The following is a 15310-nucleotide window of genomic DNA, read 5'->3' on the forward strand; positions in this document are numbered from 1 at the left end:
GACGGGCAGTTCGAGCGACGCCCCGTCTCGCCGGCGCCGGCGACCGGAACGGCCGGACGCGAACGGCGGCCACGCGTTTGCCTAACAGTGATACCGTTGTTAAGCTCGGCCTGTCGGGGGTATCGGGAGGCTAGGTCAGCGGTCGACGCTGCCGAGGACGATGTCCAGGCTGCCGACCGCCGCGACCAGGTCGGGCACGAGTTCGCCCTCGGCCATCTCCGGCAGCGTCGAGAGGTTGTGGAAGCAGGGGCTGCGGATCTTGAACCGGGCGGGCGAATCGGTGCCGTCGCTGCGGATGTAGACGCCCATCTCGCCCTTCGCCGACTCGACGGCGCGGTAGATCTCGGTGTCGGGGTCCGGGCGGAGCGTGCGGGGCACGTTCGCCTGGATGTCGCGCTCGTCCTCGGGCCAGTCCTCCAGGAGGTCGAGACACTGCGAGACGATGCGGGCCGACTCCTCGACTTCCTGCAGGCGGACGAGGACGCGCGCGTAGTTGTCACAGCCGTCCTGGACGGCCACGTCCCAGTCGAGTTCGTGGTAGTAGCCGTAGGGGTCGTCCCGGCGCAGGTCGTAGTCGATGCCCGACCCGCGGGCGACCGGGCCGGTCGCGCCGTAGGACTTGGCGACCTCGGGGAGGAGGACGCCGGTGTCGACGCAGCGCATCTGGAACAGCTCGTTGTTCGTGAGCAGGTCGTGGTACTCGCCGACCCGCTCGGGCAGGTCGTCGAGGAACCCGCGGACCTTGTCGAACCACTCCTCGCGCGGCGTGGGGACGTCCCACGCCACGCCGCCGACCCGGAAGTAGTAGAACATCATCCGCTGGCCGGTCAGGTCCTCGAGGATGTTCTGGACGTACTCGCGGTCGCGGAACCCGTACTGGAAGGCGGCGGTGAAGTCGCCGTTGACGTCCAGCGAGAACGTCGCGACGGCGAGGAAGTGGCCGTACATCCGGCCCAGTTCCGTCGCCATCGTCCGCAGGACCTGCGCGTAGTCGGGCACCTCGATGTCCGCCAGCCCCTCGATGGCGCGGGCGACCGCCCACTCGTTGGGCATGTTCGCCGTGTAGTCCCACCGGTCGGAGTAGGGAATGATCTTGTGGCGGTAGGTGCCCTGCTGGCACATCTGCTCCTCGCAGCGGTGCAGGTAGCCGATGTCCGGGTCGACCTCGTCGACCTGCTCGCCGTCGAGCACCGTCTTGAGGTGGAGCACGCCGTGGGTCGCCGGGTGGTGCGGGCCGATGTTGATGAACATCGTCCCGGGGTCGGTCTCCCCGGGTTCGTCGGTCCCCTCGGGCGAACTCGTCGCCGACTGCAGCGGCTGGTTCGCTTTGAACGGGACGATCTGCGGCTCGGTCTGGTCGTAGTCCAGCGAGAGCGGGTGACCCTGCCAGGTCTCGGGGAGGAGGATCCGGCGGAGGTCGGGGTGACCCTCGTACTCGATGCCCACGAGGTCGTAGGCTTCGCGCTCGTGCCAGCCGGCGGTGCTGTAGACGGGCGCCGCCGACTCGTTGATGGGGTCGTCCTTCGGCATCGGGACGACGACGTCGACCTCCCGCGTCCGCTCGTCGTAGCTCGTGAGGTGGTAGATCGACTCGTAGCGGTCGTGATACTCCTGGGCGGTGAGGCAACTGAGGTGGTCGAAGCCGGCCTCGTCGCGCAGGTCGAACAGGACCGACCGGACGTCGCCCGGCGAGACGACGAACCCCGGGGCGTTGACGTGGTCGTCCCGTCCGATGAGGCGGTCGCCGATGATCGCCTCGATCTCGCTCGGTTGCGCCGTCGCCTCGGTCGCCTCTGCCTCGCTCAGTTCCGTGTCCGTGTTCATGGGGGACTCGCTCCGTCAGCGGTGACTGTCGCGTTCATCTGTCTCGTCGGGAGAGACGGGCGGTACTCGGTTCGCGGTCACTGCGAGCCGCGCTGGTCCGCGTGGACCGGGAACGCCACTTCGACCGTCGCTCGGTACTCGGTCACCCGGCCGTCCTCGACGTTCGCGGTCCAGTCCTCGACCTCGACGCCGCGGATGTCGTCGATCGTCTCGCTCGCCTGCGCGACGGCCTCGTCGGCGGCGTCGTTCCACGACTCCTCGGACGTACCCAGCACTTTGACGATTTTGACTGCAGTCATCGGTAGCCCTCCTTCGGAGGCGGCGCGGGTGGTACCACGGCAAGCCCTCGCAAGCGACCGCGAGTCGGTGGCCCCGCGAGACCGCGAGTCAGCGCTCGGCCGCCGCGTCAGTCCTCCACCGGCGCGGTGAAGTCGTCCTTGTGTTCGGTGCGCCACTTGTCGATGGAGTTCATCACGGGCGCTGCCGAGATACCGTGGATCGTGAGCGAAGCGATGACGACGAACGCCAGGAACGCCCACAGCTCGCCGGCGGCGATCACGAGTTCGATCTCCTGGAACGAGGCCGTGTTCAGGGCGTAGGCGAGGTAGTAGAACGAACCGATGCCGCGGACGCCGTAGCTGGCGATGATGAGCTGCTCCTGCCAGAGCGAGTCGGACCCGATCTGGCCGATCAGGCCCGCCAGCGGTCTGACGAGGAGGATGGTCGCGAGGCCGACGACGACGTGAGTCACCGTGAGCGGGTCGAGGATACCGCCGACGATGGTACCGCCGAACAGCACGAGCACGGCCGCCATCAGGAGGCGCTCGACCAGCACGGCGAAGTCGTGGAGCTTCTGGTAGTACTCGTGTTCCCACTCGTAGTGTCTGAGGACGAGCGCGGCGACGAAGACCGCGATGAAGCCGTAGCCGGAGACGAGTTCCGTCGCCCCGTAGGCGAGCAGCGTCGCCGCCAGCGCTTCGGCGCCCTCCATGACCCGCGCGAGGTCGGTGCTGGAGGGACGGCCGAAGATGAACCGCGCGATGAGGTAGCCGACGACGACGCCGCCGACGATCCCGACCGCGATCTTGTAGACGACGTAGAAGCCGAACCACTCGGCGATCCAGGGCATCAGCGACCCGAGCGCGGCCTCGGCCGACCCCGCGGACTCGGTCGCCTGGAGACTCACCCCGGCCATCACGATCGCGAGGTAGGTGAACGGGAAGGCGAGACCGTCGTTGAGGCCTGCCTCCGCCGTGAGCGCGAACCGGATCTCCCCCTCCTGGTCGTCCGGGTCGACCTCGGCGTCGGTCTCGGCCGTCGGCGGCGTCGCCTCGACGGTCGAGGCCAGCACCGGGTCGGTCGGGGCGACGACCGCGCCCAACAGGACCGCTGTCGCCGGGTGCAAGTCGAGAAAGAACCACCCGAGCCCCGCCACGGCGATGATCGTCAGCGGCATCGTCACCCCGAGCAGGCGCCAGGCTGGCGCCCAGGCCCGCCAGTCGAACGGCCTGTCGAGTTTCAGTCCCGCGCCCATCAGCGCGATGATCACGACCATCTCCGTCAGGTGTTCCGCGATCACCGGCGACTCCACCGGGTCCGGCGCCGGCACGCCAAGCGGCAGCGAGAACAGCGCCATCCCCCCGATGACGTAGATGAGCGGGAACGACATCGGCTTGTCCGCGAGAACTCGCGGCAACACCACGGCGCCGAGGATGGCGAGGCTCACCACTAGCAGGGCGATGTCGTACACTGCCATGGCACGTATTGGGGCCGGCCACGAAAGGAACTTTTGGCGTGTGAGCGCGTGTCAGCCCGCGCCAGCGGCAGAATTTGGACGGCCGAGCGTGACCGTCCGGGCGCGCGAATCGCCGTCGGCCCCGCCGCTCAGTCCTCCGCCGCCGGTCGGTCCCCCTCCGCGTCACCCGTCTCACCGGCCGCCTCCTGGTCTCGATCCTCCGCGCGCTCGCCGCTTTCGTCCTCCCGTCCTTCTGCCTCCGATTCGGCCTGCTCGTCCCACGAGTCGGGGTCGATGTCGACCTGGAGTTCGACGATGTCGTCGTGGTCGGGCTGGCGCACCAGGAACGGCCCCGCGGCGAGCGTCCGGAGCGTGATCGCGGCGACCCTGATGACGTACGCCGTCAGGACCACGTAGGGCGCGAGGGAGATCGTGTACGCCAGCAGGACGAACACCGGGAGCGAGGAGAGCGGGCCGATCCGGAAGATCGGGATGATGTTGGAGTCGAACGCGAGGAGCAGGTACGAGATGAAGACGATCACCGGAAGCGAGACGATCAGCAGGTTGCTCGACAGCCGGGCGACCTCCCGCTTGTAGTACAGCGACTGGAAGTACTCACGGCCGGTGGCGAAGAATTTCAGCGTGTCGATGAGCGCCTGCAGGGCGTCGGCCGTCTCCTCGCCGATCTCGCTCTCGTAGCGGTTGCGGATCCGCCGAGCGGTGTTGAGTTGCCAGGAGTAGTCGTAGTGTAGCCCCGCCGAGAGGACGTTGAACGTCCCGAATCGGGCGCCGTCGAGCGTCTCTGCCGCGCCCCTCGCCTCGTCGACGATCTCCTCGGCCAGCGCGTCGACCTGCTCCCTGAACTCCTCGTCGTCGCACTCCTCGGTCGCCCGCTGCAACGCCCGCGTCTCCCGGTAGATCGAGTAGAGAATGACCTCCAGGAACGCCGCGGGCTGGCCCGGGCTCCCCTCGACTTCCGCCAGGTTCTCGGCGCGCTTGCGGAACTCGATCGAGGCGTCGATCCGCGACTGCTCCGTCTCGATGTCGGTTATCTCCTGCGAGAGGACGATCGAGCTGATCGAGGAGACGACCGAGACGATGAGGATCGCACCGCTCAGCAGCGTCGTGAACAGCGTCTGGAGCGTGTTCGTGTCCGAGAGCAGTTGCTGCATGTCGACCGGGCGCAACAGCGCGAGCGCGAGGAAGGTGGCGAACACCCCGCACAGGAGCGCGAGCGTGACCATCGGCCGCTGGCCGGTGTACAGCAGCCACGAGGCGAGGCGGCTGTTCGAGATCCGGTGGTACGCGGCCACGAACGGTCCGGCGGCGATGGACGCGTACCGCCGGACGAACGCGTATCTGTCTGCGCTCCCCATGGTGTCACCCGGAAGACCCGTACCCGGGCGAGCGGTGTCGGCCCGAGAGCACGACGTTCGTCGCGGCGCCCAGCAGGACGACGACGGCCCCGAAGTACAGCCACGTGATGAAGAGGACGACGCCACCGATGACGCCGTAGAGCTCGTTCGTCGCGGTCATGGAGACGTACACCTGGAACAGCGCCTGCAGCAGCGCCCAGCCGACCGCCGCGACGACCGCCCCCGGGAGCGCCCGCTCGACCGTCATCGCCACGTCCGGGTAGACGTAGTACATCGGCAGGAACGCGACGGTCAGCCCGACGACGAGCGCGACGAGCCCGACGGCCCGTATCACTGGGGCCCCCGTTTGGACACCAGTCGAGAGCGACGGCGCGATGGCGGCGATCGCCCCGACCGCGACCATCGTCAGGACCGCCAGCGACATCGCCCCGAGGACGACGACGCCGTCGGTGAGCCGGTCTACGAGCCCGTCGTTGGTCTCGGTGTCGTAGAGAGTGGAGAAAGCGATATCGAGCGACCGGAACACCTTCAGCACCGTCCACAGGAGCGCGACGAGGCCGACGAGCGACAGCCGGACGCTCTCTCCCGCCTGTTCGAGCGACTGCGCGACGACCCCCTGCGACGTCGGGGTGAGGTACGCCGACGTCAGGTCGACGACAGCCCGGCTGAGCGGCTCGCCGCCGAGGACCGACGCGACGACGACCAGGAGCGCCGCCAGCGGGATGAGCGACACGAACGCGGCGTACGCGACACTCCCGGCCATGAACGGGACGTCTCGTTGCCGGTACACCGAGACGAGGCCGCGCGTGAACGACGCGGCGCGACTGACCGGCCGGCGAGTCGCGAGGCTCATCGCCGAGACTCACCCCTCCCGACCGCGCCAGTCCCTGACTGGGACATGTCGGTACAACGGCCGCAAGACGTATATTCTCGTGGGTGGTTCGCGATGGGGTGCCCGGTTCTCGCGGCGATCCGCGGCGCGCTGCCCGCGCCGGTCGGGCTGACCCCGTTGCCCCTCCCGGCTGGGCTGACTCCGTCTCGACCGGGGTGGCCCCGTTTCCCGTCCCGGTCGGACCGGCGTGCACTCCGTCTCTCAGGACTGACTGGTCTGCAGGTCGACGTCCTCGAAGGTGACGGTCACGGGCTCGCCGTACCGGTCGCCGTTCTCCTCGTCGTGGCGGTGGAACGTCGGCGGTTCCACGCGGACTTCCAGCGTGTACGCGCCGTCGCCGGGCAGCCGCACGTTCGCCCCGTAGTGGTACAGTCCAGGGTGCCACAGCAGCGGCAGCGTCGCGGCCTCCACCTCCTCGCCGTCGCCGTCGGCGATCCGGACGCTCACCTCCGCGCCCGGCACGAACCGCCCGTCGTCCACGTCCGCGACCGCGACCTCGATGTGGCAGTTCTCGTCGCCCGGCTCGCGCCACGCGAACTCCCCCTCGCCGGTGAGCTCGTAGAGCCCCTCGGCTTCCTCCTGGGCGAACCCGACGACGTAGTCGTCGACTTCGGTCATGTCGCCGGTGTGGGCGACCTCCTCGATCATGTAGCGCAGCGACCGCTGGTAGGCCTCTCCCTCCGCGCGGGCCAGTTCCAGCTGGCGGTCGTCGACCTCCTCGCTCGTCGTCTTGCCGTGCTGGCTCATACCGCGACAGTTCGACCGACTCGTCGGTAAGCGCTCGGCCGGCAAAGGAAGGGCGCGTCACCGCCTCGCCCGGCGGAGCCGCCCAGCACCCCATCCCGGAACGTTCCCGCCCCACCCGCGCACGTTCCGGGCGAACTTTCAACCGCCCTCCGGGCGACTGTCTCACTCCTTCGGAGGCCCGAGCACATGACACCCTCAGACGACGCGGCTCGCGCGACCGGGAGCGACGACCTCGCCGGCCGCCACGGCTCGATCTGGATGGACACGTCCGAGCGGACGGACTACGGCCCCCTCGACGGCGACCTGCGCGTCGACACCGCCGTCGTCGGCGGCGGCATCGCCGGCGTCACGACCGCCTACGAACTCGTCGAGGCCGGCCACTCGGTCGCCGTGCTCGAACGCGACCGGATCCTCGACGGGACGACCGGCCGCACCACCGCCAAGGTGACCTCCCTCCACGGCCTCGTCTACGACCACCTGATCGATCACTTCGGCGAGGAGCGCGCCCACCAGTACGCCGACGCCAACCAGACCGCCATCGAACACGTCGCCGAGACCGTCGACGCGCTCGACGTCGACTGCCAGTTCGGTCGTGCGCCGGCGTACACCTACGTCACGTCGACGGAACGCCGACCGGAGGTCCGCGCGGAGGTCGACGCCGCCCGCCGCCTGGGCCTCCCCGCCACCTTCGTCGAGGACGTCGACCTGCCCGTCGACTGCCGCGGCGCCGTCAGGTTCGACGACCAGGCGTACTTCCATCCCCGCGAGTACCTGCTCGCGCTCGCCGAGGCGGTGGCAGCTCAGGGCGACGGAACCGGGAGCGCCAGCGGCGACGGTGAGAACGGCGACGGTACGGACGGCGGCGGTGGTTCGGACGACGGCAACGATGCGGACGACGGCGCTGGGAACGGCGGCGGGATCTTCGAGCGGACGACCGTCAGGGACGTCGACGACGGCGAGCCCTGTCGGGTCGAGACCGACCGGGGCGACGTCGTCGCCGACTCGGTCGTCGTCGCGTCGCACTTCCCCGTCGAGGACGACGCGCTCTACTTCTCCCGGCTCTCCCCGAAGCGGTCGTACGTCGTCGCCGCCCGGCTCGCCGGTGAGTCGCCCGAGGGGCTGTACTACGACCCCGACGAGCCGTACTTCTCCGTGCGACCGCACGCCGGCGACGACTCGCTCGTCCTGATCGGCGGCCAGAACCACCGGACCGGCCACGGCGGGAGCACCACCGACCGCTACCGGACGCTCGAACGCCGCGCCCGCGACCTGTTCGACGTCGAGCGTATCGAATACCGCTGGGCCACCCAGGACTTCACGTCAGTCGACCGGGTCCCGTTCGTCGGGCGGGCCGCCCCGCAGGTCAGCAACGTCTACGTCGCGACGGGCTTCGGCGGGTGGGGGATGACCAACGGCACCGCCGCGGGCCTCCTCCTCGCCGACCTCGTCCGCGACCGCGAGAACCCGTGGGCGGACGTCTACGACCCGACGCGCTTCGACTTCGGCGCGTCGAAGTCCGGCCTGCTCTCGCACAACAAACACGCGATGAAGCACCTGTTCGAAGGGTACGTCCAGTCCCGTCCCGACCTCGACCTGTCGGGGCTGGCGCCCGGCGAGGCGACCGTCGCCGACGAGCGCGACGACCCCGTCGCGGCCTATCGCGACGAAGACGGGGAGGTCCACGCCGTCTCGGCGGTCTGCCCGCACATGGGCTGTCTCGTCTCCTGGAACGACGGCGAGGAATCGTGGGACTGCCCCTGTCACGGCTCGCGGTTCGACGTCGACGGGACCGTCCTCGACACGCCGGCGGTCGACGACCTCGACGCTGTCGACGTGGAGTATCCCGTGGACCGCTGAACTGCGAAAAATATCGCTCGGGTCACTTCCCGATCGACGGCCCGGTCAGGTCCGCGCCGCCGGCGTCGCGACGTCGGTGTCGCGCGCCTCGTAGGCGCTGTAGGCGCCGAGGAGGAACGTGAGCAGACCGACGATGATGTCGTTCCAGAACTCGATGTCCGTCTCGACCGCGGCCGTCCCCTCCGTCGAGCCGAGGATGAACGGCGTCGCGATCAGCCAGAGCCCGAGCAGTGCGACGAACGCGCCGACGCCGACGCTGCCGAGCTGTTCGTTCGCGCGGCGGTAGTAGTTGTAGCCGCCGAGGACGACCAGCGCAGCGCCGACGATGATGTCACTCCAGAAGTTCCCCGCGATCGGGTCAAGGAGGAACGACTGCGCGAGCATCCACAGCCCGAGCAGCGCGACGAGGAGCGAGATCCACTTCCCGCTCTCCGTCGGGTTCGTGTCTACCTCGCGTTCGTCGTAGTCGTCCTCGCGGTACTCGTCCTGGTCGTATGCGTCGCTCTCGCTCATGGGTATCGCCAGGTTTCGATTGGGTCTGGAGACGTTTATATTGCCGACTCCGTCCAACGGGACGCTACCGAGAAAGGCACCCCTAGACGCTGAACAGCCGAAAACGGTACGTCTGTTCGCTCGTCGGCCCCTACCCGTTCGACCCCGCGACTGTTCCGCCGACCGGGGCCACCTCCGCCGCCCCGGATCGCAGGCTCGCCTCCCCTACCCGGCGGCGGACTGGCAGCTTCCAGTTGCCGGTGGACGGATACCGGATTCCAACCACTCCCCGTCTCCGGTCGAGTTCACCGCCCGTGGCCGACGATCCCCCTGCCGGTCCCGGACACTGCGTACCGAGCACTTAGGGACCGAGGACGCGACGGATCGACCGTGAGCCGAGCAATTTCGGAACGACGTGAGAGCGGCGCCCACGGCGACCGGTCTGTCTCCAGCGGGAGCACCGCACTCGTGGGACGGACCCGCCGCGGACTCGAAGGTGGCCTCCTCGCGACGCTCGTGATGACCGTCTATCGACTCCCGGTGAGCCGCTCGCTACCGCCGACCGCCGAGTTCTGGGCGCAGTTTGTCGGCGGCGGCGAACCCGAAGACTACCCCGTTCCCGCGCTCGCCCTCCACTTCGCGTACGGCGCCGGCGCCGGCGCGGCGTTCGCCGCGCTGCTCGCCGGCCGCGAATCGGTCGCCCGCGGCGACCCGGGGCGGGACCGCCCGCCCGGCCCGCCGACCGACGCTGGAGAGGTCCCGACGACCGTCGCCGGACTGCTCTACGGCCTCGTCCTCTCCGCAGTCGGCGAACGGGTCGTCCTCGGGAGACTCCTCGGCGTCGACCCCGACGACCGCGTCGCGTTCCACGTCGGACACGTCCTCTACGGGATCACGCTCGGAGCCTGGGTCGGGACCCGAACGACAGCCCGCGAGTAACTGACTCGCGGTGTGAGTGGGCAAGCGCCCGACATTCGAGCAGACGGTTCCGTTCGTCGTTCGCGAGCGTCGCCACTCCCGACCGCGTCTCGGAAAGAATTGTGAGAACGAAACTGTCGCGAGCAGTCGTCAGATTCGAGGTCGGCGTCGTCCGCGAGCCCCTACCAGGTCTGCTGCGCGCCGCCCATGGTCCCCATCTGCTGACCGCCCATCTGTTGGCCGCCTACCTGCTGGCCCTGGGTCGCCAGCTGCTGGGTCGCTGAGATGGTCTGCGGGAGGACGCTCGCACACTCCTGACAGTGGGACGCCTGGTGGTGACCGCACTCCTGCGCGCACTCCTGGGCGGCCTGCTGGAACGCCTGGACGATCTGTGCCGTGTAGCGCGAGGACCGCGGCGCCGTCGCGAGGACCGTCTCCCCGAGTTCGACGACGTCCTCGCACAGTCGGATGCACTCGATCATGTTCGGGTCCGCCGTCTGGATGCACTGGTCTGCACACCAGCCGCAGACCTGAACCGCGTGTGCGACCTCGTGGAGCGCGCTCCGTGTCTGTTGCGGCAGCGTTCCGCCGGACTGCATCGCGGGCTGTTGGCTCATCTGATTCCCCTGGCTCGTCGATCCGAGTTGCTGTGACATGATAGACACCGGGCGTGAACCCGTCCGTCGTTTGCCCGACAGATCACATATAGACGACCGATAGTTGTCCCGTCTATACGGCTGTTACTCCGTTCTCCACGCCGTTCCAGCCCGGAAACGTGGTCTTACTCCGCGCCATCGCGAGGGAGACGACCGGCTCGAACCGTTCTCGCCGTCTCTCCTGTACCAAGCGTTCGGTCTTCCGAGCGGTCTGTGACACGAGAGCGGACCGGCGGGGCCGGAGGAACTGGCGAGTCCGAGACTGAATCCGAGGTCGAGTCCGTGTCCGAGGTCAATCCCGACCGGCCGACGGGAGTGGCGACGCTTCCGAGGTACCTCCGGAAGGGGCTCGCGAAACAAGACGTCGAAACGCTTCGGATTGTCCAACAGTCCGTCGACGAACTGCTGGAGGAAAAGGAGCGACCGGTCGAGGCAGACGAACTCCCGCAGACAGCGGGTCTGGTTGCATCGTCGCAACTTCAGATAATCGATCTGACTGGTACGGGGATACGATGGGGAAAAGACGGGAGGTGAGAGTCGACCGAGACACACACACCACGTTTCCGGTGAAACGGGGGTAAGAGGGTGGTGGGGGTGAGAATGAGACGCAATATTGCCGGATCCGCAAAACCACGAGATCGGCCGATCTAACTTAAGTGCCACATCTTTCTGAATCCGCTGTGGGTATCATGGGGTAACACCTCCTCTACACTACTACTAACTATAGATAAAGAAAGATTTAATTAATATATGTGGCAGCGAGTGAGATCTAGCTAGTAGACTCGAAACGAACGTTGAACGGTTCGTTCTAGGTCGCTAGGTTGGAAACATAGCTGGTCAAATCAAGACACGGTCTCAAGAGTGATGAATCATCTATTCAACGACTGCTCTATAACTCATCGTCTTCTACTACTACACTACTAGATAGATAGCTAGACCTCTTTTTAATACCTTTATATACTTCTTTAAGTGATCGACAGTGTCGCAGGGAATATCGTGGTGTATGTGACCATCCCACTCGAATGGACTGAAGCAAGTCGGTCCCAGATCCACTTCACCTCCCGTCTCCGTTGGTGAACTCGCTCACTTCCCTGTCTATTCGGCGGATACTGTTCCCGTCTTCGGAACGCATCGCCCCCCGAGAGCCGTCGGGACGAGTCGGAGTGACACACCACGTTTCCGGTGAATTTCCAGTCTCACTCGTAGTCACGAATATCTCCGTATTTGCGGGATAGGTATATTCTATCGCCATTTTCTCGTCGCGAGAACCGACGTTTAGCGGTAACGCGACGGTCCCGATGGGCACATCCGATCTGGGACTCACACCGCCGCTGCTCCTCCCGTTGTGTCACTCGTTATCTCACTCTCGACGGGCATCGGTTCGGTCGGCTGATCCCCCCTCCCAATCCCCGTCCGCCCCACAAACCTCCGTTTCATCTGGAACCCCTTCCCCCCGATTTCCCCGTTTCACCGGAAACGTGGTGTGTGTGTCTCCCCACCCCGTTCACCCCACCGTTCGATAATCTCGGGAGCTAGGAAAGAATAAAGTGATTTCACCGGAAACGTGGTGTCACCATCGCATGTCAAACTCCGACGATCTGTTTATCCGCGAAGACCCGATCTTCGTCCAGAAGGAGCTGCTGGAGATCAACCACCTCCCGGACGAGGGACGGATCGTCGGTCGCGACGAGGAGATACAGAATCTCGCGAACGCGGTCAACCCGGCGATCTTCGGTCAGAGCCCGAGTAACGTCCTCATCTACGGGAAGACGGGGACCGGGAAGTCCCTCTGTGCGAAACACGTCTCGCGGCGACTCGTCTCGACGGCCACCGACGAATCGGTCGCCGCGACGTTCGCGTACGTCGACTGCGCCCAGGACTCGACGGAGACGCAGGCCGTCCAGACCATCGCCGCGTCGCTGAACGACCCCGACCGGACGGGTATCAAGATCCCCGACAAGGGCATCGCGACGTCGACGTACTACAAGCGGCTGTGGGCGATCCTCGACGACTGCTACGACGTCGTCCTCGTCATCCTCGACGAGATCGACAAGCTCGAAGACGACGACATCCTGATGCAGCTCTCCCGGGCGGGCGAAGCCGGCAAGATCGACTCCTGCAAGATCGGGGTCATCGGCATCAGCAACAAGATCAAGTACAAAGAAGAGCAGCTCAACGAGCGGGTCAAATCTAGCCTCTGCGAGCGGGAGTTCGTCTTCCCGCCGTACGACGGGACGCAGCTGAACCACATCATGGAAGCGCGGAAAGACGCCTTCCGCGACGGCGTCCTCGAAGACGGCGTCATCCCGAAGGCGTCGGCGCTGGCGGCCCGGGAACACGGCGACGCGCGCCAGGCGATCGATATCCTCCGCTACGCCGGCGAGATCGCCCAGTCCCGCGGCGCCGACCGCGTCACCGAGGAGTTCGTCGTCGACGCTCGCGAACGCGCGGAGACGGACCGTTTCCGCGAGCTCATCCGCGGCTCGACGCCCCACTCCAGATACGTCCTCCAGGCCCTGACCGTCCTCTCGCTGAACGAGACCAACCAGGACGGCTTCCGAACGACGGAGATATACGACGTCTACAAGGAGATCTGCCGACAGGAGAGTTCGGACATGCTCTCGCTGCGGCGTGTGCGCGACCTGCTCAAGGAACACGCGTTCCTCGACATCATCGAGCAGTCGCGACACAGCGGCGGGAGCGCCGAGGGGAGCTACACCAACCACAAACTCCTCGAAGACCCCGCCGTCGTCCGGGACGTGCTCGCCGACACCATCTGAGCCGTCGCGGACCCGGTCGCGGCCCCCACGACGAACCGCCTCGCCGGTACCGCTCGGTCGGCGGTCGATTCACCGGAAACTCGGTGTCTCACACCGTACTGTGGCTGTCTCGGTCCGGCGCCCGCGTTTCACTGGAAACACGGTGTGCCTCGTTCGCAAATTTCGGCTCGATTTCGTGTCTCGCCGTACGATTCACCGGAAATCCGGTGTCTCCAACCCCGAGCGTCTGACGGCGCCGGACGCGCCTCCTTCGGGTCGTCTTCTGTACTGTCAGTGAGGGGTATCTCGAAGACCGGAACGGACGCGGAAAATCAGTCGCGCGCGAGGTATCCGGACGCCTGCGCGACGCACGGGTCGGGCTCGTCGCGGTCGGCGCTCCGGTCGCTCGATCGCGCACGATGGGCCGCGACGTCGGAGATAGCACATCCGTCGACGCGCGAGACTCTCTCGGGGCGCAGGCCGAGGCGGGATTGCATCCCATCGCACCGATCGGTCGGGTCGAGTTCGGACTCCTCCGCGGAGGTTCGGACGAGCACCGTCCTCCTGATCGACGTGACGACCGACTCGTACGTCTCGCCGTCTGCCTCTTCGTCGCCCTCGACCGTGCTGAATCGGCGTGATTCGGGGTTGAACTGCTCGGTATCGGCGCCCGCTTGGCTGGCCTCCCCGTCGCTGTCGATACCGAGGTCCGAGACCGCCCCCTCTGGTCGGTCGTCGGGTCGATCCGCGCGCTGGTTCTGCCCGTCCATCTGTCGATGGATCCAGGAACCGTTCTGGTCTGATCCGGTCCGAGCGTCGAGATCGCCGTCGCCGGAACTACCGCGGCGACGACCGTGCGTAGGTTCGTAAAGACTCATGATGAGAGTTCGCTGGGTCGTTGTCGTCCGGTCGCACCCGTACGTACCGCTCAAATTCGCATAAACCCTCGATATCGTTCGGTCTGTCCCGTCTACGGAAAGTCGGCGTTACTTCCGACGAACCACCACATGGACCGGTTACTCTGGTTCACCGACGTGATACTGAGGGGCCATGCCCCCGAGAACGGAGTAATCTCTGCTGAACGAACGGTTGCGGTCCGGTAATACTTCGCTTACCTCCGGCATTACACCGGTACGACTGTAAGCCGTCCGCGGGATCAGTTCGCCGGACGGCGCAGTGAATCGAGCGCGTCGACCATTCCGGATCGAGCGATACGCTCCTGCTTGGACGGGCCCGCCCAACGGTCCGACGCCGTGGACAGAATCAGTCGGAAACTGCGGACGACCGCGCGGCCGGAGCGAGGCTCTGTCGGGCCGGCACTCACGGCCGTTGCGAACCCATCACGAAGTCACTGTGAAACAGTTCACGAAATTTAGCACTCATTCGGAATATAATATATCATACTATAACCTGCCAATCCACAGTCGGATCGCGACGTCGCCTCCCGCCGATTGATAAGTGAGAGGTGCTTCGGAGATCGAGATAAGGTGCGGACGAGCACGGTTAGCGATAGAATTTATCGAGTAGAACTGTATGTTGGTAAATATATGGTTTCGCGGATGAACCGGAAAGACCGGGCACGTAATCGCGGGTCGACAGAGCCGCGTTCGGTCGCGGTCCCAGCGCGGGTCGAACTCCACAGCGTTCTTGCGGGCTCGGTCGGTGGGTCGGGTATGGAGCACGTCTGGATCGCGGCCGGAGCCGGTGTCGCGGTGCTGGTGGTCGCCGTCGCGGTCGTCCGGTGGCGTCGGTCGGCCGGCCGGCGCGAGTCCAAGCGCGCGCACGACGCGGCACAGGAGCGCGAGCCACCGGTCGAGATCGGCGAGACCTACGAGTTCGGCGTCGCGGAGTTCACGGACCACCACTCGGGCGAGCGGGTCGCCGTCGGCAAGGTCGAGGGGTTCGTCCTCTTCACGGAGGACGTGCCGGACTCGGTCGGTGAAGGCGACGCGGTCCGGGCGCGAGTGCTTTCGTTCAACCGGGGGCGTACCTCGGCCGACGCGACGTTCGTCGAACGAGCGTGACCGATCGCCGCCGAGCGCGCGCCGACTCCC

The 15310-nt window shown here is 66.6% G+C and carries 14 protein-coding genes; 5 read left to right on the top strand and 9 right to left on the bottom strand.

The features are described from left to right. Nucleotides 1-135 precede the first annotated feature (135 nt). The 6 genes from ACMGFH_RS22870 to ACMGFH_RS22895 form a co-directional block, all read right to left on the bottom strand. Nucleotides 136-1824 carry an NADH-quinone oxidoreductase subunit D gene (locus ACMGFH_RS22870; RefSeq protein WP_415383495.1) on the bottom strand — a complete coding sequence of 563 codons (1689 nt, stop codon included), beginning with the start codon at nucleotides 1822-1824 and terminating at the stop codon, nucleotides 136-138. A gap of 77 nt (nucleotides 1825-1901) precedes the next feature. Further along, complete coding sequence (locus ACMGFH_RS22875; protein WP_415383496.1) at nucleotides 1902-2123, bottom strand: dodecin family protein; 222 nt, start codon at nucleotides 2121-2123, stop codon at nucleotides 1902-1904. Between the two features lie 107 nt (nucleotides 2124-2230). Beyond that, the gene (locus tag ACMGFH_RS22880; RefSeq protein WP_415383497.1) at nucleotides 2231-3580 is read right to left on the bottom strand and encodes a cation:proton antiporter; all 1350 of its coding nucleotides are present in this window, start codon (nucleotides 3578-3580) and stop codon (nucleotides 2231-2233) included. Between the two features lie 128 nt (nucleotides 3581-3708). Continuing rightward, nucleotides 3709-4935, bottom strand: a complete 1227-nt coding sequence (locus tag ACMGFH_RS22885) for a hypothetical protein (RefSeq protein WP_415383498.1) — start codon at nucleotides 4933-4935, stop codon at nucleotides 3709-3711. A gap of 4 nt (nucleotides 4936-4939) precedes the next feature. Beyond that, nucleotides 4940-5788 carry a YihY/virulence factor BrkB family protein gene (locus ACMGFH_RS22890; protein WP_415383499.1) on the bottom strand — a complete coding sequence of 283 codons (849 nt, stop codon included), beginning with the start codon at nucleotides 5786-5788 and terminating at the stop codon, nucleotides 4940-4942. 240 nt (nucleotides 5789-6028) lie between these two features. Further along, complete coding sequence (locus tag ACMGFH_RS22895; protein WP_415383501.1) at nucleotides 6029-6574, bottom strand: iron transporter; 546 nt, start codon at nucleotides 6572-6574, stop codon at nucleotides 6029-6031. 186 nt (nucleotides 6575-6760) lie between these two features. On the opposite strand from ACMGFH_RS22895, the gene ACMGFH_RS22900 reads away from it, so the two are divergent. Continuing rightward, nucleotides 6761-8431 (top strand): FAD-dependent oxidoreductase, encoded by a 1671-nt coding sequence (locus ACMGFH_RS22900; RefSeq protein WP_415383502.1) that lies wholly within the window; start codon nucleotides 6761-6763, stop codon nucleotides 8429-8431. A 45-nt stretch (nucleotides 8432-8476) separates the two neighbouring features. Here ACMGFH_RS22900 and ACMGFH_RS22905 read toward each other — a convergent pair whose 3' ends face one another. Next, entirely contained in the window at nucleotides 8477-8944 is a 468-nt protein-coding gene (locus tag ACMGFH_RS22905) for an SPW repeat protein (RefSeq protein ID WP_415383503.1), read from the bottom strand. A 369-nt stretch (nucleotides 8945-9313) separates the two neighbouring features. Here ACMGFH_RS22905 and ACMGFH_RS22910 point away from each other — a divergent pair, with 369 nt between their 5' ends. Further along, nucleotides 9314-9862 (top strand): hypothetical protein, encoded by a 549-nt coding sequence (locus ACMGFH_RS22910; RefSeq protein ID WP_415383504.1) that lies wholly within the window; start codon nucleotides 9314-9316, stop codon nucleotides 9860-9862. Nucleotides 9863-10023: 161 nt separating this feature from the next. Here ACMGFH_RS22910 and ACMGFH_RS22915 read toward each other — a convergent pair whose 3' ends face one another. Next, entirely contained in the window at nucleotides 10024-10497 is a 474-nt protein-coding gene (locus tag ACMGFH_RS22915; RefSeq protein ID WP_415383505.1) for a four-helix bundle copper-binding protein, read from the bottom strand. Between the two features lie 282 nt (nucleotides 10498-10779). Here ACMGFH_RS22915 and ACMGFH_RS22920 point away from each other — a divergent pair, with 282 nt between their 5' ends. After that, nucleotides 10780-11031, top strand: a complete 252-nt coding sequence (locus ACMGFH_RS22920) for a hypothetical protein (protein WP_415383506.1) — start codon at nucleotides 10780-10782, stop codon at nucleotides 11029-11031. Between the two features lie 1046 nt (nucleotides 11032-12077). Further along, nucleotides 12078-13277 carry a Cdc6/Cdc18 family protein gene (locus tag ACMGFH_RS22925; RefSeq protein WP_415383507.1) on the top strand — a complete coding sequence of 400 codons (1200 nt, stop codon included), beginning with the start codon at nucleotides 12078-12080 and terminating at the stop codon, nucleotides 13275-13277. A gap of 311 nt (nucleotides 13278-13588) precedes the next feature. Here ACMGFH_RS22925 and ACMGFH_RS22930 read toward each other — a convergent pair whose 3' ends face one another. Continuing rightward, nucleotides 13589-14026: a hypothetical protein gene (locus ACMGFH_RS22930; protein WP_415383508.1), complete on the bottom strand. Its 438-nt coding sequence runs from the start codon at nucleotides 14024-14026 to the stop codon at nucleotides 13589-13591. A 903-nt stretch (nucleotides 14027-14929) separates the two neighbouring features. Here ACMGFH_RS22930 and ACMGFH_RS22935 point away from each other — a divergent pair. Next, a complete protein-coding gene (locus ACMGFH_RS22935; RefSeq protein ID WP_415383509.1) occupies nucleotides 14930-15280 on the top strand; it encodes a hypothetical protein in 351 nt (116 codons plus the stop codon). The last annotated feature ends 30 nt before the right edge of the window (nucleotides 15281-15310 follow it).

Source organism: Halosimplex rarum (genome assembly GCF_047715405.1).
In the GTDB taxonomy this organism is placed as follows: domain Archaea; phylum Halobacteriota; class Halobacteria; order Halobacteriales; family Haloarculaceae; genus Halosimplex; species Halosimplex rarum.